General features: G+C 66.6%; 20 protein-coding genes. 7 read left to right on the forward strand and 13 right to left on the reverse strand.

Annotation, left to right across the window (positions count from 1 at the left end; genetic code table 11):
- The first annotated feature begins 83 nt into the window (after positions 1–83).
- Both TZ00_RS07445 and TZ00_RS07450 read left to right on the forward strand, forming a co-directional pair.
- On the forward strand, positions 84–2,981 hold the full coding sequence (locus tag TZ00_RS07445; RefSeq protein ID WP_044440611.1) for an alpha-L-rhamnosidase: 2,898 nt from the start codon (positions 84–86) through the stop codon (positions 2,979–2,981).
- A 137-nt stretch (positions 2,982–3,118) separates the two neighbouring features.
- Positions 3,119–4,309 (forward strand): MFS transporter, encoded by a 1,191-nt coding sequence (locus TZ00_RS07450; RefSeq protein WP_044440612.1) that lies wholly within the window; start codon positions 3,119–3,121, stop codon positions 4,307–4,309.
- 52 nt (positions 4,310–4,361) lie between these two features.
- Here the strand turns inward: TZ00_RS07450 and TZ00_RS19250 are convergent, their stop codons facing one another.
- From TZ00_RS19250 to TZ00_RS07495, 9 genes are all read right to left on the reverse strand, one after another.
- Positions 4,362–5,276 carry a helix-turn-helix transcriptional regulator gene (locus tag TZ00_RS19250; RefSeq protein ID WP_084605980.1) on the reverse strand — a complete coding sequence of 305 codons (915 nt, stop codon included), beginning with the start codon at positions 5,274–5,276 and terminating at the stop codon, positions 4,362–4,364.
- 62 nt (positions 5,277–5,338) lie between these two features.
- Complete coding sequence (locus tag TZ00_RS07460; RefSeq protein WP_044440613.1) at positions 5,339–6,844, reverse strand: glycoside hydrolase family 43 protein; 1,506 nt, start codon at positions 6,842–6,844, stop codon at positions 5,339–5,341.
- Positions 6,841–9,333, reverse strand: coding sequence for a beta-glucosidase family protein (locus TZ00_RS19620; RefSeq protein WP_044440614.1), 2,493 nt, complete (start codon positions 9,331–9,333; stop codon positions 6,841–6,843). The genes TZ00_RS07460 and TZ00_RS19620 overlap by 4 nt, the downstream gene beginning before the upstream one ends.
- 3 nt (positions 9,334–9,336) lie before the next feature.
- Positions 9,337–11,124, reverse strand: coding sequence for a glycoside hydrolase family 3 protein (locus TZ00_RS19625; RefSeq protein WP_044440615.1), 1,788 nt, complete (start codon positions 11,122–11,124; stop codon positions 9,337–9,339).
- A complete protein-coding gene (locus tag TZ00_RS07475; RefSeq protein ID WP_202965831.1) occupies positions 11,121–13,295 on the reverse strand; it encodes a beta-galactosidase in 2,175 nt (724 codons plus the stop codon). The genes TZ00_RS19625 and TZ00_RS07475 overlap by 4 nt, the downstream gene beginning before the upstream one ends.
- Entirely contained in the window at positions 13,292–14,143 is an 852-nt protein-coding gene (locus tag TZ00_RS07480; RefSeq protein ID WP_044440616.1) for an ATP-binding cassette domain-containing protein, read from the reverse strand. The genes TZ00_RS07475 and TZ00_RS07480 overlap by 4 nt, the downstream gene beginning before the upstream one ends.
- Positions 14,140–16,071, reverse strand: a complete 1,932-nt coding sequence (locus TZ00_RS07485) for a dipeptide/oligopeptide/nickel ABC transporter permease/ATP-binding protein (RefSeq protein ID WP_084606036.1) — start codon at positions 16,069–16,071, stop codon at positions 14,140–14,142. The genes TZ00_RS07480 and TZ00_RS07485 overlap by 4 nt, the downstream gene beginning before the upstream one ends.
- An 8-nt stretch (positions 16,072–16,079) precedes the next feature.
- The gene (locus TZ00_RS07490; protein WP_338010788.1) at positions 16,080–17,024 is read right to left on the reverse strand and encodes an ABC transporter permease; all 945 of its coding nucleotides are present in this window, start codon (positions 17,022–17,024) and stop codon (positions 16,080–16,082) included.
- A 97-nt stretch (positions 17,025–17,121) separates the two neighbouring features.
- Positions 17,122–18,660 (reverse strand): ABC transporter substrate-binding protein, encoded by a 1,539-nt coding sequence (locus tag TZ00_RS07495; RefSeq protein WP_238579617.1) that lies wholly within the window; start codon positions 18,658–18,660, stop codon positions 17,122–17,124.
- Between the two features lie 101 nt (positions 18,661–18,761).
- On the opposite strand from TZ00_RS07495, the gene TZ00_RS07500 reads away from it, so the two are divergent.
- Positions 18,762–19,367, forward strand: a complete 606-nt coding sequence (locus TZ00_RS07500; protein ID WP_044440618.1) for a TetR/AcrR family transcriptional regulator — start codon at positions 18,762–18,764, stop codon at positions 19,365–19,367.
- Here the strand turns inward: TZ00_RS07500 and TZ00_RS07505 are convergent.
- Positions 19,351–20,301 carry an alpha/beta hydrolase fold domain-containing protein gene (locus tag TZ00_RS07505; protein ID WP_052521392.1) on the reverse strand — a complete coding sequence of 317 codons (951 nt, stop codon included), beginning with the start codon at positions 20,299–20,301 and terminating at the stop codon, positions 19,351–19,353. The genes TZ00_RS07500 and TZ00_RS07505 overlap by 17 nt on opposite strands.
- A gap of 90 nt (positions 20,302–20,391) precedes the next feature.
- Positions 20,392–21,360, reverse strand: coding sequence for a nucleoside hydrolase (locus TZ00_RS07510; protein ID WP_084605981.1), 969 nt, complete (start codon positions 21,358–21,360; stop codon positions 20,392–20,394).
- Positions 21,361–21,614: 254 nt separating this feature from the next.
- On the opposite strand from TZ00_RS07510, the gene TZ00_RS07515 reads away from it, so the two are divergent.
- The gene (locus TZ00_RS07515; protein ID WP_044440620.1) at positions 21,615–22,517 is read left to right on the forward strand and encodes a DsbA family protein; all 903 of its coding nucleotides are present in this window, start codon (positions 21,615–21,617) and stop codon (positions 22,515–22,517) included.
- A 14-nt stretch (positions 22,518–22,531) separates the two neighbouring features.
- On the opposite strand, the gene rocD is transcribed toward TZ00_RS07515, so the two are convergent.
- Entirely contained in the window at positions 22,532–23,767 is a 1,236-nt protein-coding gene (gene rocD / locus TZ00_RS07520; protein ID WP_044440621.1) for an ornithine--oxo-acid transaminase, read from the reverse strand.
- Entirely contained in the window at positions 23,764–24,624 is an 861-nt protein-coding gene (ddaH, locus tag TZ00_RS07525; protein WP_044440622.1) for a dimethylargininase, read from the reverse strand. The genes rocD and ddaH overlap by 4 nt, the downstream gene beginning before the upstream one ends.
- 180 nt (positions 24,625–24,804) lie before the next feature.
- Here ddaH and TZ00_RS07530 point away from each other — a divergent pair, with 180 nt between their 5' ends.
- The 3 genes from TZ00_RS07530 to TZ00_RS07540 are packed head-to-tail and all read left to right on the forward strand — an operon-like array spanning position 24,805 to position 26,393.
- Complete coding sequence (locus TZ00_RS07530; RefSeq protein ID WP_044440623.1) at positions 24,805–25,233, forward strand: Lrp/AsnC family transcriptional regulator; 429 nt, start codon at positions 24,805–24,807, stop codon at positions 25,231–25,233.
- 19 nt (positions 25,234–25,252) lie between these two features.
- Positions 25,253–26,023, forward strand: a complete 771-nt coding sequence (locus TZ00_RS07535; protein ID WP_338010789.1) for a GTP pyrophosphokinase — start codon at positions 25,253–25,255, stop codon at positions 26,021–26,023.
- Positions 26,016–26,393: a GntR family transcriptional regulator gene (locus TZ00_RS07540; RefSeq protein WP_044440624.1), complete on the forward strand. Its 378-nt coding sequence runs from the start codon at positions 26,016–26,018 to the stop codon at positions 26,391–26,393. Before TZ00_RS07535 ends, TZ00_RS07540 begins: the two co-directional genes overlap by 8 nt.
- Positions 26,394–26,474 lie beyond the last annotated feature (81 nt).

Consider the following 26,474-nt stretch of genomic DNA (forward strand, 5'->3'; position numbering starts at 1 on the left):
CGCACTAGCGGCCAAAACCGAACGCCTGTAAGGTTTTTGAAACGGTTCATTCACCGTCCGCCCCACGCCTCAACGGAGAGCCCATGTCCCAATCCATGTTTGACGCCACTGCCGTCACCGTCTCGAAGCTGTGGGCGGAGGGCCGGGGCCGACCCGAGTTCCTGGCCACCGGCATCCCCTCGCTTTCGTGGCAGGTGACGACGGATGCGCCGGGCTGGCTGCAGGCATCGGCCGACATCGAGGTGCGCCGGGGCTCCGGCACCCAGTCGTTCACCGTCGAAGGCCGCGAGTCGCAGCACGTCGCCTGGCCGTTCGCACCCCTCGCCGCCTACGACTCCGCCGAGGTGCGCGTGCGCGTGCGCGGCGAAGGCGGCTCCGCGTCGGAGTTCAGCGAATGGGCAGCCCTGCGCACCGGGCCGCTCGGCGCCGACGACTGGGTCGCGCCCTTCATCGCGGTCGATGGCCCCACCGACGCAGCGCTCGCACAACGCAGAAACCTCGAGCGCGGCACGGTGCGCTTCCGCACCGAGTTCACTCCCCGCGACGACGTCGCCAGCGCCGTGCTCTCCGCCACCGCCCACGGCATCTACGAACTCACCCTTGCAGGCGCAGTCGTGGGCGACGAGGTTCTCACCCCCGGCTGGACCGCCTACGAAGACCGCCTCACGTTCCAGAGCTACGACGTGACCAACCGCCTCGCAGCCGGCGAAACAGTCGTGCTCGGAGCCACCGTCGCCGAGGGCTGGTACCGCGAGCGCTTCGGCTTCGACGGCAACTTCGCCACGTTCTACCAGGGCCCCGTAGCCCTCTCGGCCCAGCTCGTCGTGACGTATGAAGACGGCACCGTCGAGCGCGTCGTCACGGACGACAGCTGGCAGGGCACCGCCAAGGGACCTGTTGTCAGCGCGGGCATCTACCCCGGCGAGGCGTTCGATGCCCGCCTCGACGACGACGCACTCCTCGTCGTCGGCGCAGAGTTCCCCGAGCCGGCCCGCGTCCACGAGCTCAGCCCGGAGCAAGCCGACCCCGCGCGTCTTGTGCCGTCATTCGCGCCGCCCGTGCGTCGCATCCAGACCGTGCCCGCGCAGCGGATCTTCACCTCACCGTCGGGCAAGACCCTCGTCGACTTCGGGCAGAACCTTGTGGGCTGGCTCGAGCTGAGAATCGACGCGCCCGCCGGGCACGAGGTGACCCTGCGCCACGCCGAGGTGCTCGAAGACGGCGAGCTGGGCATCCGGCCGCTGCGCTTCGCGAAGGCAACCGACACGTTCACGGGCGACGGCGACGGCGAGCGCACGTGGAGCCCCCGCTTCACGTTCCACGGGTTCCGCTACGCCGAGATCACTAACTGGCCGGGCGAGCTCGCCCTCGACCAGATGACCGCCATCGTCGTGCACAACGACATGGTGCGCACCGGCTACCTCGAGACCAGCAATCCGAAGCTCGACCAACTGCACTCGAACGTGCTCTGGGGCATGCGCGGCAACTTTGTGAGCCTTCCGACCGACTGCCCGCAGCGCGATGAGAGGCTCGGCTGGACCGGCGACATCCAGGTTTTCACGCCCACCGCCAGTTACCTCTACGACACGAGCGGGTTCCTCGGCTCGTGGCTGCGCGACCTCGAGGCCGAGCAGCGCAGGGCCGCGGGCGTCGTGCCGTTCGTCGTTCCGAGCCCGCTTCCGACCCCTCCGATGCCCGCGGCCGCGTGGGGCGATGCCGCGACACTGGTTCCGGATGCCCTTTTCGAGCGTTTCGCAGACCGCGCCGCGTTGGCCGCCCAGTACGAGAGCATGACCCGGTGGGTCGATGTGGTGGATGCGCTGGCTGGCGAGAACCACCTCTGGACGGGCGGGTTCCAGTTCGGAGACTGGCTCGACCCGAGCGCGCCGCCCGAGAATCCGGCGAAGGCGAAGACCGACCCCGACATCGTGGCCACCGCGTACTTCTACCGGTCGACGGCACGCACCGCCGAGGCCGCGCGCGTGCTTGGCCACAAGGCCGACGCAAGCAGGTATGGCGAGCTGGCCGACGACATCCGATCGGCGTTTCTCGCCGAGTATGTGACGCCCGCCGGGCGCATGATGTCGGATGCCCACACCGCCTATGCGATTGCGATCGGTTTCGAGCTGATCACCGAGCCGCAGGCGCTCGCCACCGCCGGGGCGCGCCTCGCGGAACTCGTGCGCTCGCACGGCTACCGCATCGGCACCGGGTTCGTGGGCACTCCCCTGATCTGCGATGCGCTCGTGCGCGGCGGGCAGGGCGACGTTGCGTTCCGGCTGCTGCTCGAGGAGGGCTGCCCGTCGTGGCTGTACCCGATCACCATGGGTGCGACCACCATCTGGGAGCGCTGGGACAGCATGCTGCCCGACGGCAGCATCAACCCCGGCGAGATGACCTCGTTCAACCACTACGCGCTCGGAGCGGTCGCGGATTGGATGCAGCGTTCCATTGGAGGGATCGCCCCGGGTGCGCCCGGCTACTCCGTCGTCGACATCGCTCCTGTGCTCGGAGGCGGGATCACGAGTGCGCACGCGAGCCTCGACACCGGGTTCGGCACGGTCGACGTGTCGTGGATGCTCGATGGGCCGTCGTTCTCGCTCGTCGCGGTGGTTCCGCCCAACACCTCGGCGCGGGTCACGCTGCCGGGAGCGTCTTCTGCCGATGCGATCGAGGTCGGATCGGGGCGACAGGAGTTCACTGTCGACGTGTCTTCGCTGCTGCCTGTGGCGAAGGCGCAGCGCCTGACCATGGAGACACCGCTGTCAGAGATCGTCGGAGACACCGAGGCGCGCGACGGGCTCGAGGCTCTTTTCGCGGAGATCGGCTACTTCATCGGCCTCGGCTGGACGAAGAACGGCAGCTGGAAGACCGGCTCCCCCTTGGGCAAGTCCCTCATCATGATGCCGCCCCACAACGTGGCCCGTGTGGAGGAGTACCTCGCCGCCCTGAACGCCACTCGCGCTATCCGCGCCGTCTAGGTGTATCCGCTCCTAGACGACCGGGAGCGGATGCGCCGAACGGGCGCGGATGGTGGAGCGAGCAGCAGCGGACGAATGGTCGGATGCCGCGGACGGGAAGTCGGGCGGACGCCTCGGAAGGCTGTGAGGGTTTTGTTATGACCATCACATCGCCCGTTCCCACCGCGCTGCCTTCCACCACACAGCGAGTTCACTACGGCGCCCTCATCGCGCTCATGATGATGGGCTTCCTCCTGGTGACCGCCGAGTTTCTCCCTAACGGCCTGCTAACCGAGATGGCTGCGAGCCTCGGTGTCACGCCGGGCCAAGCGGGCCAGACAGTCACCGTGACCGCCCTGGTCGGTCTGGTCGTGGCGCCCACGATCGGACTGATCTTCCCGCGTCTCGACCGCCGATCCCTGTTGTCTGGAATGGCACTGGCTGCCGCTGTCTCCAATATCGCCGTCGCCTTCGCGCCGAACCTCATTCTGGTGCTGGTGGCCCGCTTTCTGCTGGGGGCCGCCATCAGTTCGTTCTGGGCGATGTCCATCACGGTCGCGGTTCGCGTCGCCGGACCGGAGCGGCTCGGACGTGCGGTGATGTTCACCTCGGCCGGAGTGTCGCTGGCCACAGTAGCCGGGGTTCCCCTCGGGGTTCTGCTCAGTGAGGTTCTCGACTGGCGCATCGTCTTCGGCCTCGCCGGGGTCGCTACAGGGCTTCTGGCGATCGCGCTCCGGGCTTTTCTTCCGTCGGTGCCCGCCGCCGCCGCATCGAGCCTCTCGCTTCTTGTCGACACGATTCGCCGTCCCGGCATCAGCCTCGGTCTCGTGGGCCACGTTTTCGTCGTTCTGGGGCACTTTCTCGCCTACACCTACATTCGCCTGGCCCTCGAGCGACTGCCCGACACCGACGCGGGCACGATCGTGCTGCTGCTCGCGCTGTTCGGCGCGGGTGGGCTGGTGGGCAACCTCGTCATCGGCCTCGTCGTCGATCGCACCTTCAGCTTCTTCGCCGTGTTCACTCCGATCGTCATCGCAGTGTCCATTGCCGGCATGATCCTGTTCTCGGGATCGATATGGGCGATCGCCATCGTCGCCATCGTCTGGGGCGCCTTCTTCGCCTCATGGCTCATCGTCGCCAACACCTGGGTCGGGCACCGGATGCCGGACCGTCTCGAAGCCGGAGGAAGTCTCGTAGTCGTTGGCTTCCAGAGCGCCATCATGGTGGCGGCGGGCGTCGGCGGGCTTCTCGTTGACACACTGGGGGTCGAACTCGTCTACGGCCTGGGAATCGTTGCCTTGCTGATCGGCGCCGGGTTGTTCGGCGCCTCCAATCGCGTCCGCACCTGATTCCGCCGGGAGCGGCCGTCTCTTCGGTGTGGGGCGGCCGCTACATCCGCGGCTAAGCGGACACCGAAATGCTGTGAGCCATCCGCCATGCGGATGGAGTCACCCCGCTATTGCGCCGGAACGCCCGACTGAACCCCTCGTCTGAGGCGTAGCCGAGTTCGCGAGAGGTCTCGGAGACGGATCGACCGGCATCCAGCATGCGCTTGGCTGCGACCATTCGCACGTCTGTCACGTAGTTCGCCGGGGATTGGCCCACCACGGCGCGAAACCGCGCGGCGAAGGCCGAGCGCGACATGACGGCCACATTCGCCAGGCTTTCGACGGTCCACTCGCGGCCCGGCTCGTCGTGGATTGCATCGACAACCCGATCGAGGAACGGATCCGTGGAGAGCGACGGCCAGCCCTCGGGCGCACATTCGTTTGCGGCCCAGGCCCGAATCAGCGTGAGAAGAAGCGTGGCGGCCATCATGCGGCAGATCACCGGATCGCCACTTTTCATCGGGCAGACAGCCGGATCAAGAACACCCATGTTCGTGGCGAGCGCGGCCGCTGCTGGCTCGAGCGCGCCGAATGCCGTGATGGTGACGAACTCGGGAAGCAGGCTGCCGAGGGGTGGCATGGTGTCGGCGAATTCGAGCTCGAGAACCATGAGGGTGGCGCCGGTCTCGGCCTCGAGCGTGAGCGGCGTGGTTCCGAGAGTGAGAAAGGCGTCGCCTTCGACCAGTTGCGCCTGATCGCGTTCCGTCGTGACGTGGACGCGCCTCACGCCCTCGTCGATGTCGAGGCGGCAGCCGGATTCGCGCGGCGGGTTGCCGCGCACTCTACCCGCGAGAACGTAAACAAGGGTGGTGGCATCCGCGGGAAGGCGAAGCGGCGCCCCTGCCTCGAGTGCCACTCGCCGCCCTACGCCGACGCGGAGATCGATGGAGGAGAGAACCTTCGAGAGAGAATCCGAGTCGACCACCATGATGGGACACAACGCTCGACGCACAGCTCCTATTCCGGAGCACGGAGCGACCGCAGCGGCGGTCAGTCGCGGCCCTTGTAGTGGAAGGCCGTGAAGGCCACCTCGCCGCTCGTCGCGTAGAGGCCGATGACGCGGCCCGTGAACGAGGCTGCCGTCTCTTGCGAGAGGTAGCGACCGTCGACGCGGGCGAGCTCATGCCGAACGCCATCGGCGGTCACCGCACTGAGCACGACGATGTCGCTCGTAAGCATCGGCATCATGGTCTCGCCCTGCGGCGCGACGAAGTCGAGACCGAGAGTGACAGGCGAGTCGGAGGACACATCGAGCGTCCACTCCTGCCGAATTCCGGACACGGCCGCCCGCGCGGTCACGACGCCGCTGCCCACCTCGATCTCGTAGTGGTGCAGCTCGTCGTAGCGAACCGCGAGGCCTCCGAGACCGGATGCGCCGGGTTCGACGACAGCAGAGACCGAGGCAAGCGGATGCTGCTGCCGGTACCCGAGGAACGCCGGCCGCTGATCGTCCAGGCTCGATCCGTCGCCGGTCAACACAACGTGACCGGGGCGCGAGCTCAGCGACGCGAACGAAGACGGATACCTCCGCACCCCGATCCACTCGAGCCCCAGAGAAGAGCCGTCGAACGAATCAGAGAACTCGAACTCCCCCGCCCGCGGATTCAATAGAACGGGGTCGGCCTCGAGCCACCCGTCCGATGTCCAGCGCGCATCGGTGATGAACGTCTCGCGTCCCATCGCCGAGAACGCCTGCGTGCCGCCGGTCGGGCGCATGCCGAGCATCACGATGGCCCAGCCGCCTTCCGGAGTCTCGACGAGGTCGCCGTGACCGGTGTTCTGGACGGGTCGCGAGGTGCTGCGCGCCGACACGATCGGATTGACCGGTGCGCCCGTGAACGGCCCTGACGGATGCGGACCACGGGCCACGCTGATCCCGTGTCCGCGCTCGGTGCCACCCTCGGCAATCACGAGGTACCAGTACTCACCGTGCTGGTAGAGATGCGGCGCTTCGGGAAACTTCAGACCCGTTCCACTCCACAGCGAAACCGGCGAAGACAGCGCGGCCCCGGTCGACAGGTCGACCGTCACCTGCAGGATGCCATCGTGCCCGGTGGGCGGTTCGCCCGAGGTCACATCGAGCCCCGAGTACGTGATGTACGCGAGACCGTCTGCATCCCAGGCGAGATCGGGGTCGATGCCGTGCACACCCTCGACGACGATGCCGTCGCTCCAGGGGCCGGCGGGATCGGAAGCCGTGAAGACGAGCATGCCGCGACCCATCGCATCCGTCACGACCACATAGAAGACGCCGTCGCGGTGCCGGATGGTGGGAGCCCACGCGCCGCCGAGCGTCGGCACCGCGTGCGAGTCGAGCTGACCCGCACGCGAGACCACGTGGCCGATCTGCGTCCAGTCGACGAGATCGCGACTGTGGAAGACCGGGATGCCGGGCAGGTACTCGAAGGTCGAGTTCACCAGGTAGTAGTCGTCGCCGACCTTCACGACACTCGGGTCGGGGTAGAAGCCCGCGATGAGCGGGTTGGGCCACGTCATGAAGAAATCGCCGTGACGTCGATCGACTTGCTGAGAGAGAGGTTCGAGACACTGGTTCCGGCGTGCAGCTGGAACGCGCCCTGCTCGTAGTGCCACCCCGGGTTGCCCTGCGCATCCACACCCCAGTCGGCGAACGCGCGAGCCGACACGGGAATGGTGACCCACGTGCTCTCACCGGGCTCGACTCGAACAGAGGCGAAGCCGACGAGCCAGCGAATCGGGCGGTCGATCGAGGAGGTCTCGCGCGACGCGTAGAGCTGAACGACCTGCTTGCCCAGGCGCGAGCCCGTGTTCGTGACGCGCACGGCCACAGAGACCGAGCCGTCCTCGGCGATCGACGAGCTGTCGAGCGCGAGATCGTCGAGAGACCACGTCGTGTAGCCGAGTCCGTGCCCGAACTCATAGGCGGGCTCGGTGCCGGCCTTCAGCCAGGCCCGATAACCGATGTGGATGCCCTCGTCGTATGACACCGCGCCGTTCTGGGGCGTTACGTCTATGACGGGCACATCGGCCTGCTCGATCGGCCAGGTCGTGGGCAGGCGCCCGCCTGGCTCCGCCAGTCCAAGCAGGATGTCGGCGACCGCGTCACCGTATTGCTGTCCTCCGAACCAGCTCAGCAGCACGGCCGAGACCTCGTTACGCCACGGCAGCAGCACGGGCGATCCCGAGTTGACCACAACGACGGTGCGCGGGTTCGCTGCGGCGACGGCGCGCACCAGCTCGTCTTGACGACCGGGAAGCACGAGCGAGTCACGGTCGTAGCCCTCGGACTCGACCCGCGAGTTCGTGCCGACGACGACCACGGCCACGTCAGCCGCGCGTGCAGCCTCGACGGCGTCGGCGATGAGCTGCTCGGGGTTGGAGCGATCCGGCTCGATGCCGATCGTGATGCTCAGTGCGCCGGCGAGCGGGCCGCCCTGCTCGATGTCGTACTCGATCGTCACGTCGATCGGCTCGCCCTCGATGACAGGAACGGCCACGGAGCTCGAGGGCGGAGAGAGGAACGCGGCGCCGAGGTCGGTGCCCTCGGTGATGACGTTCTCTTCGTGCAGAAGCTCGCCGTTCACAATGATGCGGCCGTTGCCGGAGCCCGCGAAGCCGAGCAGAATCTCTCCCGTCGCATCCGGCGTGTACCTCGTGGTGAATTCGAGCATCGACGACTTCGCGATAGGGGCATCGCCGCCGAACCAGACGAGCGCGGATGCGCGGCGTTCTTCATCGAAGATCGAGGCGCCGGATGCGTCGAGGAGGCGCACATGCGCGCCCGGTTCACCCGTGACCGGGTTGGTCATGCGGTCGAGAGGAAGCTCGGCGATTCCCTCCTGCACGACGGCGCCGACCGAGTAGCTGATCGCGGCATCGGGCAGGGCGGCGCGGAGCCCGTCGAGCGGCGTGACGACCTTCTCGGGAAGAACGGTGGCGCTTCCTCCGCCTTGGGTACGGGCGAAGCGGGCGTTGTGACCGATGACGGCGACCGACGTCAGCGACGACGCGTCCCACGGCAGCTCGGCGTTCTCGTTGCGCACGAGCACCGCGCCCTCGATCTCGGCGGCGCGGGCGAAGGCGACTCCGTCTTCGACAACGACGGGCTCGGGCACAGCAGCGTCGAAGCCCTCGAGCGCGCCGACCCGCGCGGCGAGCGCGAGCAGGCGCAGCACCTTGCGATCGACAGCCGACTCGTCGACCTCGCCGGCGCGCACGGCGGCGACGAGCGCGTCGCCCCACGGACCGGCGGGTCCGGGCATGACCAGGTCTTGCGAGAAGCGGGCACTGTTCACAGAGCGCACGGCGGTCCAGTCGCTGATGACCACGCCGTCGAAGCCCCACTCCGAGTTCAACGGGGTCTCGAGCAGCTCGTTCTCGGTGACTGTGGCGCCGTTGACCGAGTTGTACGACGACATGACGAGCCATGCGTGCGCCTCGGTGATGGCCTTCTCAAACGCAAGCAGATAGAGCTCGCGCAGGGGGCGCTCGGCCACCCGCACGTCGACGGTGAAGCGATCTGTCTCGAAGTCGTTGGCGATGTAGTGCTTGGGCGTCGCGCCCACGCCGTTCTCCTGCATACCCTCGACATAGGCGGCGGCCAGGTCGGCGGTGAGCACCGGATCCTCGCTGAACGCTTCGAAGTGGCGACCGCCGAGCGGCGAGCGGTGCAGGTTGATGGTCGGGCCGAGCACCACGTCGACACCCTTGCGACGCGCCTCCACGGCGGCGACGTTTCCGTAGCGGCGGGCGATCGACGCATCCCACGACGAGCCGAGGGCAGTGGCCGACGGCAGGTTGAGCGAGGGGCTGCGCTCGTCCCACACCTCGCCGCGCACGCCCGAAGGGCCATCGGAGACGAGGATGCGGCGCAGCCCGATCTTCTCGAGTGGCCAGGTGGCCCAGAAGTCGTGCCCGGTGAGCACAAGCACCTTCTCTTCGAGGGTCAACTTCTCGAGCAGGTCGATCAGCCGAGGGTCGGTGGGGGCCTGGATGAGGTCGGTCATTGCTTAGTTGCTTTCTGTTGAACGTGCGTTGCTGAGGTACGTGAGCCCGTGGCCGAAGTCGAACAGGGGATCGGTGAAGCGGTGCGGCTGGTCAAGATCGCCCGTGAGCACGTCCGCCATGGAACGCGGCAGCTGGAAGGGAAGCCTGCCCTCGGGCTCGGCACGCCCGAAGAGAACGTCGAGTACGGCCCGATCGCTCGAGCCGAAGTCGCCGACGAGAGCCGCGGCCTCTGCCGCGATCTCGGGGATGACGGCCGGTCGCTCGAGGTTCTGCACCACGACGGTCGGCCGCGCCGCGAGCGTCTCACGGATCTGCGCGAGCTCGTCGACGGCGAAATCGAGCGGCCCCGAGTGGAAGAAGCTCTCGAAGATCGTCGTCTGCCTGTGATCGTGCGGGGTCGCGAGCCGCAGGATCACGACATCGGCGTCATCGACCGAGGCCGCAACGTCTGCGTACGAGGCCAGCACGGCGTCGTCGATGTCGGGCGCGAATACCGTGAGTCCAGCCCCCAGCGGCAGGGTCGGATGCGCCGGGTCGCCGTTCGTGAGCAGCGTCAGCGAGCGGCGCTGGGCGTCGAGGCCCGCGGCCACGAGATCGGCCCGGCCCACGACATCCACGGCCTTCGCCGGGTCGAGCGGATCGGCGTCGAACAGGCCGAGGCGCAACTTCTCGCGCAGGATGCGCCGCACCGACTCGTCGATGCGCGCCTCGCTCACGCGGCCGTCGCGCACCAGCTGGGCCACGAGGGAGCTGTCGTAGTCGCCGCCGAACTGATCGACGCCCGCCTCGAGTGCGCGCTGCGTGCGGGCAGGCGGGTCGAGCTGCTCGACGCCCCACGCGCGCGCCACGAAAGGCTGCCCCATGATCTCGTGGTCGTTCAGCACGCCCCAGTCGGTCGAGATGATGCCCTCGAACCCCAGGCCCTCGCGCAGCATGCCCGTGATGACCTGCCTGTTGAAAGCGAACGCCACCTCTTCGAGGTCGATACCCACGGGCATGCCGTAGTAGGCCATCACCTGGTTGGCTCCGGCCGCGAGCGCGGGCGGAAACGGGGCGACGTGCTCGGCGAGGTGGCCACCGGGGTAGACCTGCTCCCGGCCGTGCGCAAAGTGCGGATCTTCGCCGTCTTTCTGCGGGCCTCCGCCTGGGAAGTGTTTGACCATCGTGGCCACGGAATCGGCACCGAGCTCGTCTGTCTGGATCGCCTCGATGAAGGCCGAGGCGAGTTCGCCCGTGAGGGTCGGGTCGCCGCCCCAGGTTCCTGAGATGCGCGACCAGCGCGGTTCGGTGGCGATGTCGACCTGCGGGCCGAGAAGAAGCCGGATGCCGATGGCCTTGAACTCCTGCCGCACAGCGTCGCCGAAACGGCGGGCGAGCTCGGGGTCGCGGGTGGCGGCGAGCCCCGTCGGCTCCGGCCAGGCCGAGAAGGCGCCCGCCATGTGGGAGGCGCCCGCGCGCTCGGTGGCGGCGGATCTCGGATCGCTAGACACGGTCACGGGAACGCCCGAGCCGGTCTGCCGCGCGAGCACCTGCAGTGCGTTGTACCAGCGGGCCTGATCGGCGGGCGGCAGCACGTTCACCAGATTCATGTGGGTCACATGGTGCTTCACCACGTAATCGTGCACCGGGCCGGGAAGCAGGGGGTGCCCGTCTTCGGCGGGAATGACGGCCGCGTCGACGAAGGCCATGGCGTGGAACATCTGGCCGGCCTTCTCGTCGAGGGTCAGCGACGAGACAATCTCTGCCAGCCGGGCCTCGCCGGCCTCGTCGAGTTCGAGCGAGCGGGTCATGGGGTCTCCTTGTGTGAGGGTGAGTCGGGAGCCGAAATCGGAGTCGTCGCGAGCACGCGCACGTCCCAGGCGCCCAGCTCGAGAGCTGAACCGGCGTCGAGAACCGGGCCGTCGGCATCCAGCACGTCGACGAGCCCTCGCGGAACCGCCACCGACTGCTCGAGCCACGACCAGTTGTGCACGAAGTACACGCGACGCCCGTCCGGCCCGGTCGAACTCGTCACAGTGACACTGGGCGGCAGTTCGCCCCACGCGGCCACGGGCTCGGGCACGAGCCACTCGGCGATGGAGTGGCCGAGCTGCTGGTTGGGCACGGTTCCGACCATGGTGATACGCCCTCTGCCGTGGGCGCGAGTCGTGACAGCGGGCCAGCGGCCGAAATGCGGATGCACATACGACACGAGGTCGTCGGCCGTGGTAGGGGTGAGCCCGTCGATCCAGTCGGTCGCCGCCGATCCGTCGCGCAGCGCGAGGCCCGCGACTGAATCGGGGGCGTCGGATGCCGTGGTCACCTCGAGCGGTTCGGTCAGGTTCGCGAGTTCGTCGTACCAGGCGCCCGCCGCATCATCGAGGAGTGCAGGCTTCTGCTCGAGCCGAGCCCTGCCCTCCCGGTCGGCGTATGCGGAGCGCGGGCCGAGAACGAGGTGTCCGCCGGCCTCGGCGTAGTCGCGAAGCCAGTCGAGCTCGGCATCGGCCGCCGTGAAGAAGGCCGGCACGATGAGCACGGGCAGCTCGGCCGCAACCGCAGCGGCATGCCGGCCCGCGATCGGCGCGACGCCATCCGCCGCTCTGGTCTCGAACAGCTGCTGCGGGCGCACGAGCCGGGTCTGCAGGCCCGCGTCGAACGCGCCCCGCACGAACGACGCCATGATCTTGCGGTACGCGTCGGCATCCAGATACTGGCCTGGCGCCTGGAACGGAGCCTGCGAGGACAGCGCGAACTTGCTGTCGGAGTCGTAGAGCACGGAGACATCGACGTCGGGCGTGCCCTCTGAGATGAGGTCGCCCGCGCGGCCGAACTCGGCACCCAGCCGGGCCAGCTCGCGATAGGTGCGGCCGGGCTTCTGGCTGTGCGGCAGGATTCCGCCCCAGTAGGTCTCGGTGCCGAAGTGCAGCGTGTGCCAGTGCCAGTACTCGATCATGTCTGCGCCGCGGGCCACGAGCGCCCAGGCGGCCTGGCGCCACTGGCCGTCGTAGGGCGAGAAGTTCATCGGCGAGTGCCCGATCGAGCTGGCGTTCGTTTCAGTCACGAGAAAGCGCGCCTGCTTCGACGAGTACATAACGTCGGCGAGGTGGAACAGCGCCCAGGTGCCCTTCACGATCCAGCCGGTCGAGCGCTCCTCGGTCGATGGGTGCGCGAGCGACGACTCCATCTCGTAGTAGGCGTTGCCGCTGGCCACGTCGAGTTCGGCCGAGAGGTCGACGTCTTCGACGCCGAGCTGGTCATACGAGATGCAGGTGGTCACGAAGTGCGCGGGGTCGGCCAGCTCGCGCACGATGCCGGCCTGCCAGCCGATGAAGTCGGTCACGAGCTGCGCCTGGAAGCGCCGCCACGCGAGGTCGTACTGCGGCTGATAGTTGCCGTCGGGAACCCAGAGATCGTCCCACGTCGAGAGCCGGTGCGACCAGTAGACGAGGCCCCACTCACGGTTCAGCGTCTCGACGTCTCCGTACTGGTGGCGCAGCGAGTCTGTGAACGCCTCGAAGACGCCGCGGTTGTAGAGCAGTCGGATGCCCGGCTCGTTGTCGACCTGATAGCCGATGATCGCCGGGTGATCGCGATAGCGCGTGACGATCTTGCGAATGATGCGCTCGGCGTGAAAGAGGAACGCCGGGTTGGTGAAGTCCATCTCCTGCCGGTTGCCCCAGCGATTCGGCACGCCGGTCGCCACATCGGCCGCGACCTCCGGATGCTTGCGGGCCAGCCACATGGGCAGGGCGTAGGTCGGCGTGCCGAGAATCACGCCGATGCCGCGCGCGTGGGCGCCGTCGAGCACAGGCTCGAGCCAGTCGAGATCGAAGACCCCGTCTTCGGGCTCCCAGGTCGACCAGACGGACTCGCCCACGCGGATGACCGTGAATCCGGCCTGCTGCATGAGGTCGAGATCCTCGTCGAGCCGAGGGCTGGGCTGGTACTCGTGATAGTAAGCGGCTCCGAAACGGATGCTCACAGAACCCCCGCCTGCTGCCCCTGCTCGGCGAGAAGCCGCTCACGGTCGGCCCGACGCTGCTCCTGGCGCACCGGATCGGGCACCGGGGCGGCGAGGAACAGCCGCTGCGTGTACGGGTGCTCGGGGCGCGCGGTGACCTGGTCTCCGTCGCCCCACTCCACGATCTCTCCGTGGTACATCACGGCGACGCGGTGGCTGAGGTTGCGCACCACCGCGAGGTCGTGAGAGACGAAGAGGTAGGCCACGCCGGTGCGCTCCTGGATCTCTTTGAAGAGGTCCATGACCCGAGCCTGGGTCGAGAGGTCGAGAGCCGACACCGGCTCGTCGCACACGATCAGTCGCGGCTCGAGGGCGAGAGCGCGGGCGATCGCGATGCGCTGACGCTGACCACCCGAGAACTCGCGGGGCAGGCGGTCGGCTGCTGACTGCGGCAGGCCGACCTGGTCGAGCAGAGAGAGAACTCTCCTCGATGCCTCTTTCGCCGCGATGTTCTTGACTGTCAGCGGCTCGACGAGGATCTGCTCGATCGTGAGCGACGGATTGAGCGAGGTGTACGGGTCTTGGAAGACAACCTGGATCTCGCTCGACAGCGCGCGACGCGCCCGACGATCGAGGTGCGCGATGTCGGCACCTTTATAGAGGATGGAGCCGCCCGTCACCGGGGCGAGGCCGAGCACGGCGCGACCGAGCGTCGTCTTGCCCGATCCCGACTCACCAACGAGACCGACGGTCTCTCCGGGTCGAATGTCGAGTGACACACCCTTGAGCGCCTTGAAGGGCGCCTTGCGGAACCCCTTGATCGGGTATTCGACCACGACGTCTTTGACGTCGAGCAGCAGCTCGCTCATCGCAGGCCTTCCTTCTCTGTCTGTGCCACAACGAGCTCGCCGCGGGCTTCGCCCTCCTCGAGGATCGCCGCGAAGAGCGCTTTCGTGTATTCGTGCTCGGGGGCCGCGAAGATCGATCGCACAGGCCCGGTCTCGACGATGCGGCCGGCCCGCATGACCGAGACCCGGTCGCACAGGTCGGCGACGACACCGAAGTTGTGGGTCACCAGGATCACGCCCATGTTGAGCTCCGCCTGCAGCTCGCGCAGCAGACTGAGAACCTCGGCCTGCACCGTGACGTCGAGCGCCGTCGTCGGCTCATCAGCGATCAGCAGATCGGGGTCGCATGAGATCGCCCCGGCGATCAGCACTCGCTGAGCCATACCGCCCGAGACCTCGTGCGGATAGGCATCGAAGGTGCGCTGGGGGTTCGGGATTCCGACCCGCTCGAGCAGACCGAGGGCACGCTTGGTCGCTTCTGCCTTGCTGAGTCCGAGAACCACGCGCATCGGCTCGACCAGCTGAGAGCCGATCGTGAACGACGCGTCGAGGTTCGACATGGGCTCCTGCGGAATGTACGCGATCTTCGCGCCACGGAGCTTGGTCATCTCCTTCTCGGTGGCGTGAGCCAGGTCTTTGCCCTCGAACGAGATCGACCCGTCGATCACGCGGCCGCCGTCGGGCAGAAGCCGCAGCACGCTCCACGCGGTCTGGGTCTTTCCCGATCCCGACTCGCCGATCAGCCCGTGCACCTCGCCACGACGAACTCGCAGCGACACGTCGTTGACCACGACCTTGATCGATCCGTCAGGCTGGTCGTAGCCGACGGCGAGGTTTCGCACCGAGAGCAGCTCCTCGCCGAACGGGTTGCCGGTCGACGAGCGCCCGCCGTCTTCGGGGTCTGGATGCACGACCACGGGGTGCACGATCTCTCCGGGCTCCGACGCGGCCGGCTGCTCGAGGGCCAGGCGGCGCTCCTCTTCGGAGATCGTGGCCATGCCGACGGTGGAGAGGTGGGCAGCCTTAACGACGGGAGCCTCAGCTGCACGGTTGCGGTTCTTGCGGCGCTTGACCGGGCCGGCGGTTCGCTCGAGTTCGTCGCGCATGACGTTGGCGAGCAGTGTCAGCGCGATACAGGTGAGCGCGATCGCCGACGCCGGCCAGATCATGAGGTCGGGGTTCGTATAGATCTTGGCGAACGCGTCGTTCAGCATCGATCCCCAGCTGGGAACGGACATGTCGCCGAGGCCGAGGAAGTCGAGACCCGCCTGAATCGCGATCGCGATTCCCGCGATCATTGCGGCCTGGATGATGACGGGGGCGCGCACAACCGTGAGGATGTGTCGGGAGATGATTCGTGCATCCGACAGCCCCGCGACCCGCGCGGCGTCGACGTAGAGCTCGTTGCGCACCGCCGACACCGAGGCGTAGACGAGACGGAAGAAAGCGGGTGAGAGAAGCACGCCGAAGATCGCCATCGACAGCCACATCGACGGGCCGAGCACAGCCCGGGCCGCGAGCAGCACAACGATGCCGGGCAGGGCCATGAGCAGCCCTGCTAGCCACGACGAGACGGAGTCGAACCACTTGCCGAAGTAGCCCGCGATCAGACCGGCGATAACGCCGATGACCGCCGCGACCACGAGGGCCAACAGAGCACCGGCGAGCGAGAACCTCGTCGCAAAGAGAAGGCGTGAGAGAACGTCGCGCCCGGCCGAGTCAGCGCCGAGCGGATGCGCTGCGCCGGGAGATGCGAGAACGTCTTGCAGCGAGGCGGTGTTCGGATCGGCCGGAGCCAGCAGCGGGGCGAAGATCGCAGAGAGCACAAGCAGTCCGAGGAAGATGAGCGCGATGAGGCCCACCGGGTTCTTCAGCAGTTTGCGGAACAGCGAGACCCGAGCGGCCCGTTCTTCGAGCGCGGGAGTCAACTGGGGGTCAGGCAGGGGCATGGAGGAGGTCACGAGAGTCGCACCTTCGGGTTGAGGAAGCCTTGCAGAATGTCGATGACCAGGTTCACGACCACGACGATGACGGCGGTGACCACGACCAGCCCCATGACCAGTGGAATGTCACCCTGGTTGGTGGCGGTGACGGCGACCTGGCCGAGGCCGGGGATGGCGAAGACCTGTTCGACGATGACGGCCCCACCGAGCAGACCGACGAATTGCACGGCGAGAACGGCGAGGGCAGGTCCGCCCGCGTTACGCAGAACGTGCTTGTAGATGACACGATTCGCCGAGAGGCCCCGACTGCGGAGGGTGCGCACGTAGTCCTGGCGCAGAGCGTCGATGACCGATCCCCGGATCTGCTGGGCCACACCGGCGATGCCTCCGATAGCCAAGGCGATGACGGGAAGGGTGATCGATGACAGCCAGCCCGAGGGCGAGGTCGCGAACTGCACGAAGCCCGTCGGCTTGAACCAGCCGAGGTTGATGGCGAACACGATGACCAGGCCGAGAGCGATGAGGAATCCGGGGATGGCGAAGCCGAGAACAGAGATGATCTGCACGAGCCTGTCCGGCCAGCCACGCTGACGGGCAGCCCACACTCCGAGCAGCACGGCGACGATGGCGCTGATCAGCGTTGCGCCGATCACCAGAGACAGAGTGACGGCCACCCGCGAGGAGATGGCCTGGATGACCTCTTGACCGGTGAACCACGACGTGCCGAAGTCGCCGACGACGGCGTGGGACACCCAGTCGACGAACTGCTCGTAGAGAGGCCGGTTGAGACCCAGCTGTTGCGTCTTCTGAGCGACAGTCTCAGCCGTCGCGGTCTGGCCGAGGATGCGGCGGGCTATGTCGCCACCGCCGACGTAGAGCAGGGCGAAGGCGATCGTCGAGATGACGACGATCAGCACAACGCCGGAGGCCAAACGCCTCAGGATGAATCTCAACACCATTGTTCCTTTGCGGGAATGAAGAGGGATGAAGCCGTGCAGAAAGGCCCCGGCGGCGCCGACAACGGAAGGTTGCCGGCGCCGACGGGGCACCGAGGGATTAGGCCTTCGGCTTGATGTTCCAGAGGTAGGGCACGGCGTTGCCGGGCTGCACAACCGCCGTGGTGTTCGCGTCGGTCACGTACGTCGACTGCGGGCGGTACCACGGGGCGAACCAGGCGTTGTCGACCAGGTACTTGTTGAGGTCCTTGGCGGCCTTGGCTGCTTCTTCTTCGGTACCGTTCTGCACGGTGGCGATATATCCATTCACCGTGTCATCCGACGTGTGGTACGGGTTGAACGTCGCCGTGGGAGAGATCAGGAACTGGATCAGCTCCCAGTCGCCACCCTGCTGCAGCGGGATGTAGACCACGGGGTACTTCGGGGTCAGGATGTCGGAGATGAAGTTGTTGCCGGGCTCCGTGTATTCGACGGTGATTCCGACATCCGCCAGCTGCTGCTGGATCAGCGTGAAGGTCGCCGTTCCGAGAAGGGGCGAACTGGGCATCTGGATGGTGACACCGTTTGCGTAGCCTGCCTCGGCCAGAAGCTCCTTGGCCTTGGCCGGGTTGTAGTCGTACTCCGAGTCGAGGCTCTTGTCATAGGCAGCGGAACGCTCCGGGAACACCTGCGTGGTCACCGTGCCGAAGCCGCTCTCTACCGTCTTCAGCATCGCGTCCTTGTCGAACGCGTAGTTGATGGCCTGTCGTACCTTGACGTTGGCGAGCGCGGGATCGACGGTGCCGTTGCGGTCCATCAAGGTGAGCCCGGCCCAGTTGAGCTCGAGGGGGTTCGCCGTGAAGCCGGAGGCCTCCATCTGCGCGACGTCGTTGTTGTTGAGGGTGTTCGCCGCGTTGACCTGTCCGCCCTTGATCGCGTTGAGCAGCGCCGTGGGGTCGGCGTAGACATTCATCACGATCTTGTCGTAGTGCTGGTTCTCGGGGTTCCAGTAGTCGGGGTTCTTGTCGAACACGTAGGAGGTTCCGACGACGGTCGCTGCGGTGTCGAGCGTGTAGGGACCGCTGCCGACGGGAACCGTCTGGATGTCGGCCGAATCGAAGGCGCTCGGCGCCTCGACGAGTCCGGCGTTCTGCGAGAGGTAGGTGAGAAGCGCCGGGTTGGAGGCCTTCATGGTGATCGTGACGGTCTTCGCGTCGGTGGCGACGGCATCCGTCATGTCGACGAGGTAGGAGGCGTTGGGGCCGGCGCCGTCGCGGAAGCGCACGAGGTTCTTGGCCACGGCCTCGGCGTCGAGCGCCGTGCCATCGGTGAACTTCACGTCGTCACGCAGAGTAAGCGTGAGCTGCGTCTTGTCGTCGTTGTACTCCCACTTGGTCGCGAGGCCGGGCTGAAGCTCACCCTTGGTGTCAGCCGTGAGGAGGGTGTCGTAGACAGCCTGCATGTAGGGGGACTCGTTCGCCCAGTTCGACTGCGCTGCAGCGAACGTGCTCGGTTGAAGGATCTGACCGATGGTCAGGGTTCCTGCCGAATTCCCACCATCACCGGATGCAGCTGAGCAGCCGGTCAGGCCCAGTGCGACGACGGCGGCCACCGCCGCCAATCTCTTCCATCGGAACATCGTTGTCTCTTTCGGGTGCATGTAGACCCCCATTGGGCTACGTCTGGAGTGACGCTAACACGAAAAGCGAGCGATCACTAGGTTTTGATTGAATCGTTATTATCGCGGGTAGAGTCACCTTCATGACTGTGAACGGAAAGCCCCGCGGCTCTTACAAGAAGACAGCCGAACGGCGACGCGAGATCCTGCAGGCCGGCATCGAGGTTTTCTCGACGAACGGGTTCCGCAGCGGATCGATCCGCGAAATCGCCGAACGCGTCGGAATGAGCCAGGCCGGGCTGCTGCATCACTTCTCGAACAAGAACGAGCTGCTCGCGGGCGTACTCGAACTGCGTGACGACGAGTCCCGCCGCATCTCGAATCTCGAGAGCCCTGACGGCCTGGAGCATCTTCGCGGCCTGGTGAGAGTAGTCGAATACAACTCGAGCGTTCCCGGGCTCGTCGAGCTGCACTGCGTGCTCTCGGCGGAGGCCACCTCGCCCGACCACCCGGCTCACAGCTACTTCGTGAATCGCTATCGATGGGTCGTCGGCATAACGAAGGAGTCATTCGAGGGCGCCCGTGCCGCCGGCCAGCTCGCTGCGGGAGTCGACCCCGACAGCGCCGCGCGCTCCTTCGTCGCACTCATGGACGGCCTCCAGGTGCAGTGGCTGCTCGACAAGGATTCCGTCGATATGGCCGAAGAGACGCGGCGATTCCTGCGCCCCCTCCTCACCGTGCCGCTCTAGCACCGTCCGCAAGGACCCCGGCCACGAAGGCTAGGTCGTCATCGGCTTGCGGAACGGCAGCGCTCCGATTGAAATGCCCATGAAGCATCCCAGGCGCCAGTCGCAGAGTAGTTTTCACGCCGTCATCGTGCGCCCGAGCAGCAAGCACCTCTCCAGACGTGCGGAGGTCGTCGTACTCGTCGACGATGACCGTCATGGGCGGGAATCCGACGAACGAACGGTTGTCCATCGCAAGATAGGGAGCGTCGACGGCACCGTTAGCGTAAGCGGCGTACATGGATGATATGACCGCTGGAGTGAAACGCAACATGGGCGGCAGAGTGCTCGTCAGCTTCTCGACCTCAGCCGAGACTTGGAGATCGCGGTGCGCGGTCGGGTAAGCGAGGATGAGTTGCGCAGGGAGCGGCGACCGGGTGTCAATCGATTCTGCAACACTGCCCAAAACCAGGTTCGCGCCGGCACTTGCGCCTCCGAGGGCGACGCTGTCTGTGGAGATGCTCCATCTGTGTGCGGCGGCACGGGCCCACATGAACGCTGCGGTGACCTGTCGATGAAGGGTCGGGTACCCAATGCCGGCCCCCGCCACCGCATAGTCGACTGAGATCACAACAGCAGATGCGCGTTGACATATCTCCCTGCTGAAGAAATCTCCCTCGGGCATGTCGATCGTGCCGCCGGTGAATCCTCCGCCATGCGCCCATACAAGAACTCTCTGCGGCTGCGCATCAGGTTCGTAGACCCGAATACTGAACTCTCCAGCGTCCGAGCCGATGGATTCGTCATGGTGGCGTACCGCAGGTGGGGCATACTCGTTGCCGTCGTTGAGAAATGCGAGAAGCCGCGACGCCTTCTCCGGATCAGCGAATGCTTCATCAAAAGACGTAATACCGTCAAGCAGATGCAGCTTTTCGGCAATGGTCGGGTCCAAAGGCATAGTGGGTTGTACTCCTCTTCTGTTGTGGGCTTACGCGCTTGGACATCTCGTCTGCCCGACTGATTTCACATCTATCCGTCTATGCGGCGCCTATGCGGCCGCGAGCAACTTCAGCTTCGCAAAAAGGTCGTCGAACATCAGCCGCACGTCGAGACGGGTGTAGACGCGCATGTGTCGCGCATCCGACACCTCGACGTACTCTCCTGCATCGTTGAAACCGGGGGTGAAACGAACCACGTACTCGCTCGACGATGGATCGGGCTCGAATGCCGACTGCAGCGCAGTGAGCAGAACCAGCGGACTGTCGCCGGCAATGTAGGTCTCGCCGAGAAAAATGCCGTGCGCTCCCGCCATCACGGATACCCGGGTGATCGCCCGTTCGAGATGCTCGCCGAGAGCCCCCGCTGGCGCCACGCGCGTGATCAGCTCAGCGGTCGAGAGCAAGGTCTGCCGGTACGCGTCGCGGGGAACCTGCCAGATCGGGATGTCGGAGTCACCGAAGACCACCTGCCCCGCGATGAGGTCGATGTTGAGGTTGTATTCCGGGCCGGTCGATCCGGGCGGCGCAACCGCGATCCCCTTATGCTCGGGGCCGCCGATCCACACCAGCGTGAGCCGCTCGGCGATGCGCGGCTCGAGCAGCCAGGCGCTGGCGACCTCGGTGAGCCCGGCCCCGCACGCGAGGTAGAGCGGCAGCTCGGTATCGTCGCGCATCGCCTCCGCGATGATCGCGTCGGTGGCCGCAGACCGGATGGGCGTCGCCCGATCGGCCAGCCCGACGTTCGAGCCGGCCAGCACCGGTACGCGACCGTTGAGACCGGCGAGCGCCACGACATCCTGCGCCGCACGCGCGGCATTGTCGGCGGTGACCTCAGAGGCGTCGAACGGATCACCGGGGCGCAGGTGGGAGCCGATCACGGCGCGGATGTCGACCGACGGCGAGAGCAGGTGGTGTGCAAGCTGCAGCAGTCCGTCGGGGTCGCCCGAGAAGTCGTTGTCGATGATCACGCGTGCGCGGGCGGGAACGAGATCGCGGAGTCGGGCGAGAGAGGCTGGCATCGGCGGCATCCTTGGCGTCTGGAGTAAAACCAAGCAGGTACTCGGTTTTGAAGAATTCTAGTGTGGGTCAGTTGCCAGTAGTTGCCAGCGCGGACTGTATGTACCGGCACACCTGTCACTACAGTCCGCGCCGGGCACAACTGCCGCGCTCGGTTCTTCTTCAGCTTTTTGAGAGCAAGGTCGAAGCGACGCCGAAGCTGCGCTCACTAGTGTCGGTGCGTTCGTTCTGCGCACCGCCGAGGAGAGACCATCCGATGAAAGCCGACAAGACCCTGTTCAGCGGACTCGGCAAGAAGGATCGCCGCGCCCTCGCACGCGAACTCGCTCGTCTCGAGCGCGAAGAGGCTGCCCGGCGGCGCAGGCGCAATCGCATCGTGCGGCGCACGAGCCTGGCGGTGGTCGGCGTCGCCATTCTGTCCGTCGGCACGGTGACCATCGTCTCCGCGCTGGAACCGGCGCCGACGCTCGGTCCGCTGAACATGGCGAGCGACGGCATCCAGCTCTCGGGCGACGGCAAGACGATCACCGCGGCGACCACGGCCGCGCTCGAGGCGGGAGCAGCTCCCGAGACCAGCACGCTCGACACGAGCGACGGCATCCTGCACCTGGTCGTGTACGCCGACTACGGAAGCGCCGATTCGGCGAAGTTCGACGCCACGAACGGCAGCACCATTCTGTCGTGGGTGACGTCGGGCAACGCGACGCTCGAGCTGCACCCCGTGGCGCTCGACGACTCGGTGAACCAGAACTACTCACAGCGGGCGGCCAATACGGTCGCCTGTGTCGCCGATGCATCGCCCGACAGCGTGCCGGCCGTGAACACCGCTCTGGCCGCCGCCCAGTCGACGGCCGGTGATGCAGGTCTTGCAGCCACCGACCTTGTCACCCTGGTTCAGAAGGCAGGGGTGAGCGACAAGGGCGTGGCCGACTGCATCACCTCGGGCGCATTCAACGACTGGGTGAAGGATGCGACGGCCCGGGCCCGCGCGTCGGTTCCGAACTCCGATGTGTCGGCCCTCAAGACGGCGCCGCTCGTACTCGTGAACGGAAAGGCGTACACCGGTGCGCTGGACGACGCGAGCGCGTTCACGTCGTTCGTGCAGAGCGTCTACGCGCCCGGAGCGACCGCGCCGGCCACGGAGGCGCCGGTCGAGTAGCCGCATCCAGGTGACTAGGCCTTGAACGACTCCAGCGTGGCCGCGAGCTCGTCGACCAGCCAGTCGAGGTCTTCCTTCGAGATCACGATCGGCGGCGCGAGGCGAATGGTCGACCCGTGCGTGTCCTTCGCCAGAATTCCGCGGGCCAGCAGCGCCTCGCAGACCTCGCGTCCCGATGCGAGCATGGGGTCGATATCGATGCCCGCCCAGAGGCCGGCTCCACGAACCTCGACCACGCCGAGACCCACGAGCGTGAGCAGGCGCGAGTGCAGGTGCGCCCCCAGCTCGGCCGCCCGGGCCTGATACTCGCCGGTGGCCAGCAGGTCGACCACGGCGTGGCCTACAGCGGCGGCCAGCGGGTTACCCCCGAAGGTCGACCCGTGCTCACCGGGGTTCAGCACCCCGAGAATGTCGGCGTTGCCGACCACGGCCGACACCGGAACGATTCCGCCGCCCAGCGCCTTGCCCAGAAGATAGAGATCGGGAACGACGCCCACGAGATCGCACGCGAACGTGGCTCCCGTGCGGCCAAGCCCCGACTGGATCTCGTCGGCGATCATGAGCACGTTCTGCGCCGTGCACAGTTCACGCAGCGCGGGCAGGTACGACGCGGGCGGAACCACGATTCCCGCCTCGCCCTGGATCGGCTCGACCAGCACGGCGACCGTGTTCTCATCGATGGCGTTCGCGATCGCATCCACGTCGCCGTACGGCACACTGCGGAACCCGGGCGTGAACGGGCCGAAGCCGTCGCGGGCCGTCGCGTCGTCGGAGAAGCTGATGATCGAGATCGTGCGGCCGTGGAAGTTGCCGTCCATGACCACGATGTTCGCCTTCTCGGGAGCGACACCCTTGACCCGGTAGCCCCAGGCGCGGGCGACCTTGATGCCCGACTCCACAGCTTCGGCACCGGTGTTCATGGGCAGCACCATGTCTTTGCCCGCGAGCTCGGCCAGCGCGGCGACGAACGGGCCGAGGCGGTCGGAGTGGAACGCCCGCGACGTGAGCGTGATGCGGTCGAGCTGCGCCTTGGCGGCGTTGATCAGCACGGGGTTCGAGTGGCCGAAATTGACCGCCGAATACGCGGCGAGGCAATCGAGGTAGCGACGCCCGTCGATGTCGGTGACCCACGCTCCGTCGCCCGATTCCACGACCACCTGAAGCGGGTGATAGTTGTGCGCGGCATGCTCTTCGACGAGCCGGATGGCCGCCGCCTGAGTGGCCGACAACTCCACGGCCACCGCACTCATCGCAGTTCCAGCGTGCAGCACTTGACGCCGCCACCACCGAGCAGCAGCTCGGAGAGGTCGACCTTGATCGGGTTGTAGCCGCGCTCGCGCAGCTGCTTCTCGAAGCCCACCGCGCGGTTCGCGATGACCACGTTGTAGCCGTCGGAGATGGAGTTGAGGCCGAGGATCGCGCCGTCTTCTTCGCTGACGAGGATCGCGTCGGGGAAGCGCTTCTCGAGCTCGAGACGGCTTGCCGTGTCGAACGCGCTCGGCAGGTAGGCGATGTTCGCGGTCTTGTCACCCGTCAGCGGATCGAGCACGGAGATCGCCGTGTCGAGGTGGTAGAAACGCGGATCGACGAGGGTGAGTGTGACGACCTCGCGGCCGTAGATCTCTCCGAGCTCCTCGTGGCTGTTCGACGCGCTGCGGAAGCCGGTGCCCGCAAGGATCACGTCGCCGACGAGAAGGAAATCGCCCTCACCCTCGTTCGTGTTGGCAGGCTCGGCTACCTCGTAGCCGTGTTCGCGGAACCACTCCATGAACGCGGGGCCCTCGGGCTGGCGCTCGGGGTGCGTGAACAGGGCGCCATAGGCCACGTTATCGATGATGAATCCGCCGTTAGCCGTGTAGACCATGTCGGGCAGGCCCGGTACCTGGTCGATCAGTTCGACGGTGTGGCCGAGCGAGAGGTAGGTCTCGTAGAGGGTGTTCCACTGGGCCACGGCAAGCGACGTGTCGGTGGGAACCGCCGGGTCCATCCAGGGGTTGATGCGGTACGCGACCGTGAAGTGGTCGGGACGGCACATGAGGTAGTGCCGCTTGGTGGCGACGCGAGCGGGAGCCGCAGACTGGCCTGAGGTTTCGAGAGTGGACGTCATGGGGAGTTCCTCCGAGGATTGTCACGGGAGGCGGACTGAGTCCAGTGGCCCAGGCCTGTTGCACAGCCGGGCACGCCTGCAACAAGTCTTGCACGCAGCAATCCACGCGTGACGATCGTTCGACGCCGAACTCGTGCGCGAAGTGCCCGCCGCTGCAAGAATTCCGCGTATCCTCGCTGTATGGACGCCCTTGACTACAAGATTCTCGACCTGCTCAAGCTCAATTCCCGCTCGGGCTACGGCGACATCGGGCAGGTCATCGGACTGTCGGCCTCGGCGGTCAAGCGACGCATCGACAGGCTCGTCGGCAGCGGCATCATCCGCGGATTCACCATCCAGCTCGATCCCACCCTCGACGGCACCGTGACCGAGGCCTACGTCGAGCTGTTCTGCCGCGGAACCGTCGCGCCTGCCGAGCTCAAACGCATCCTCTCGTCTGTGCCGGAGGTCGTCGATGCGGGAACCGTGACGGGCAGCGCCGACGCCATCGTGCACATGCGCTCGCGCGACATCCCGAGCCTCGAGCTGGCCCTCGAGAAGGTGCGGATCGCGCCGAACGTCGACCACACCCGCAGTGCCATCGTGCTCTCGAACCTGATCCGCAGGTAGCGCTGGCAGACTTCGGATCGTGCATGCCCCAGACAATCTGTCCGACTCCGACCTTCGGGCCGAATTCACACGTTTCATGATGTCGTACAAATTCGGCATCGACGAGATCATGACGAAGATCAATATCCTGCGCGAAGAACTCAACCACGTGCACGACTACAACCCCATCGAGCACGTGAACTCGAGACTGAAGTCGCCCGAATCGATCCTCGAGAAGGTGCAGCGCAAGGGGCTCGAGATCGACACCGCGGTGATCCGCGAGCACATCCACGACATCGCCGGCATCCGCATCACCTGCAGCTTTCTGAGCGACATCTACAAGATCCGCGACATGCTCGCGAGCCAGGTCGACCTCACGGTAATCGCCGAGCGCGACTACGTCGCAGCCCCCAAGGCCAACGGCTACACGAGCCTGCACCTCATCGTGTCGATTCCCGTCTTTATGTCAGACCGGGTGGAGCAGGTGCCCGTCGAGATCCAGATCCGCACCATCGCCATGGACTTCTGGGCCAGCCTCGAGCACAAGATCTACTACAAGTACAACCGCGAGGTTCCGGCAACCCTGCTCGATGAGCTCAAAGACGCGGCGGCCACGGCGAACCGCCTCGACCTGAAGATGCAGAAGCTGCACACGCAGGTTCGGGAGTTGAGCGCGAGCGCAGACGTGCCGGCCGCTTCCGACGACGGCGCGGTGCCTTTCGGCGATCTCGAACGACTCATCGTGCCCAAGGCCCTGCTCGAGTCACTTGCAGAGCGATCTCCCGGCCCGAACGAGGCATCCGATGCCTGAGGCGACTTTTCCCGGCGACTGGTCGGTGGATGCCGAGGGCTCGACTCCCCCGTTCGAACAGCTGCGGGCGCGCGTTCTCGAACAGGTCACCTCGGGCGAACTGCCCGCGGGCTTCCGACTTCCACCCGTGCGCTCCCTCGCCGAGCAGCTGGGGCTCGCGGCGAACACCGTGGCCCGCGCCTACAAGGAACTCGAGGCCGACGGCATCGTCGAGACTCACGGCCGGGGTGGAACTCTCGTCTCAGCGCAGGGCGACGCTGCCCACCGGGCAGCACAGCACGCGGCGACGGAGTACGCGGCGAAGACCCGCTCGCTGGGCCTCCCCTCCGACCAGGCTCTTGCTCTGGTCGAGGCAGCCCTCCGCGCCTGAAGGCCCGCTCCCTGAGCCTGTCGAAGGAGGATCGCAGACGTGTGCGCGCAGAGCGGCTCCTCGTCGCATAACGACGAGGAG

It is taken from the genome of Agreia bicolorata (assembly GCF_000938265.1).
Classification (GTDB): domain Bacteria; phylum Actinomycetota; class Actinomycetes; order Actinomycetales; family Microbacteriaceae; genus Agreia; species Agreia bicolorata.

What these genes read in the sequence shown, in the direction of transcription:
- TZ00_RS19625 (WP_044440615.1), bottom strand. Translation starts at nt 11,124, where the DNA reads ATGACCCGCTCGCTCGAACTCGACGAGGCCGGCGAGGCCCGGCTGGCA.
- ddaH (WP_044440622.1), bottom strand. Translation starts at nt 24,624, where the DNA reads ATGACGTCCACTCTCGAAACCTCAGGCCAGTCTGCGGCTCCCGCTCGC.
- TZ00_RS07530 (WP_044440623.1), top strand. Translation starts at nt 24,805, where the DNA reads ATGGACGCCCTTGACTACAAGATTCTCGACCTGCTCAAGCTCAATTCC.
- TZ00_RS07485 (WP_084606036.1), bottom strand. Translation starts at nt 16,071, where the DNA reads ATGCCCCTGCCTGACCCCCAGTTGACTCCCGCGCTCGAAGAACGGGCC.
- TZ00_RS07445 (WP_044440611.1), top strand. Translation starts at nt 84, where the DNA reads ATGTCCCAATCCATGTTTGACGCCACTGCCGTCACCGTCTCGAAGCTG.
- TZ00_RS07500 (WP_044440618.1), top strand. Translation starts at nt 18,762, where the DNA reads ATGACTGTGAACGGAAAGCCCCGCGGCTCTTACAAGAAGACAGCCGAA.
- rocD (WP_044440621.1), bottom strand. Translation starts at nt 23,767, where the DNA reads ATGAGTGCGGTGGCCGTGGAGTTGTCGGCCACTCAGGCGGCGGCCATC.
- TZ00_RS07515 (WP_044440620.1), top strand. Translation starts at nt 21,615, where the DNA reads ATGAAAGCCGACAAGACCCTGTTCAGCGGACTCGGCAAGAAGGATCGC.
- TZ00_RS07505 (WP_052521392.1), bottom strand. Translation starts at nt 20,301, where the DNA reads ATGCCTTTGGACCCGACCATTGCCGAAAAGCTGCATCTGCTTGACGGT.
- TZ00_RS07490 (WP_338010788.1), bottom strand. Translation starts at nt 17,024, where the DNA reads ATGGTGTTGAGATTCATCCTGAGGCGTTTGGCCTCCGGCGTTGTGCTG.
- TZ00_RS07495 (WP_238579617.1), bottom strand. Translation starts at nt 18,660, where the DNA reads ATGCACCCGAAAGAGACAACGATGTTCCGATGGAAGAGATTGGCGGCG.
- TZ00_RS07510 (WP_084605981.1), bottom strand. Translation starts at nt 21,360, where the DNA reads ATGCCAGCCTCTCTCGCCCGACTCCGCGATCTCGTTCCCGCCCGCGCA.
- TZ00_RS19250 (WP_084605980.1), bottom strand. Translation starts at nt 5,276, where the DNA reads ATGGTGGTCGACTCGGATTCTCTCTCGAAGGTTCTCTCCTCCATCGAT.
- TZ00_RS07540 (WP_044440624.1), top strand. Translation starts at nt 26,016, where the DNA reads ATGCCTGAGGCGACTTTTCCCGGCGACTGGTCGGTGGATGCCGAGGGC.
- TZ00_RS07480 (WP_044440616.1), bottom strand. Translation starts at nt 14,143, where the DNA reads ATGAGCGAGCTGCTGCTCGACGTCAAAGACGTCGTGGTCGAATACCCG.
- TZ00_RS07450 (WP_044440612.1), top strand. Translation starts at nt 3,119, where the DNA reads ATGACCATCACATCGCCCGTTCCCACCGCGCTGCCTTCCACCACACAG.
- TZ00_RS07460 (WP_044440613.1), bottom strand. Translation starts at nt 6,844, where the DNA reads ATGACGTGGCCCAACCCGCTCATCGCGGGCTTCTACCCCGACCCGAGT.
- TZ00_RS19620 (WP_044440614.1), bottom strand. Translation starts at nt 9,333, where the DNA reads ATGACCGACCTCATCCAGGCCCCCACCGACCCTCGGCTGATCGACCTG.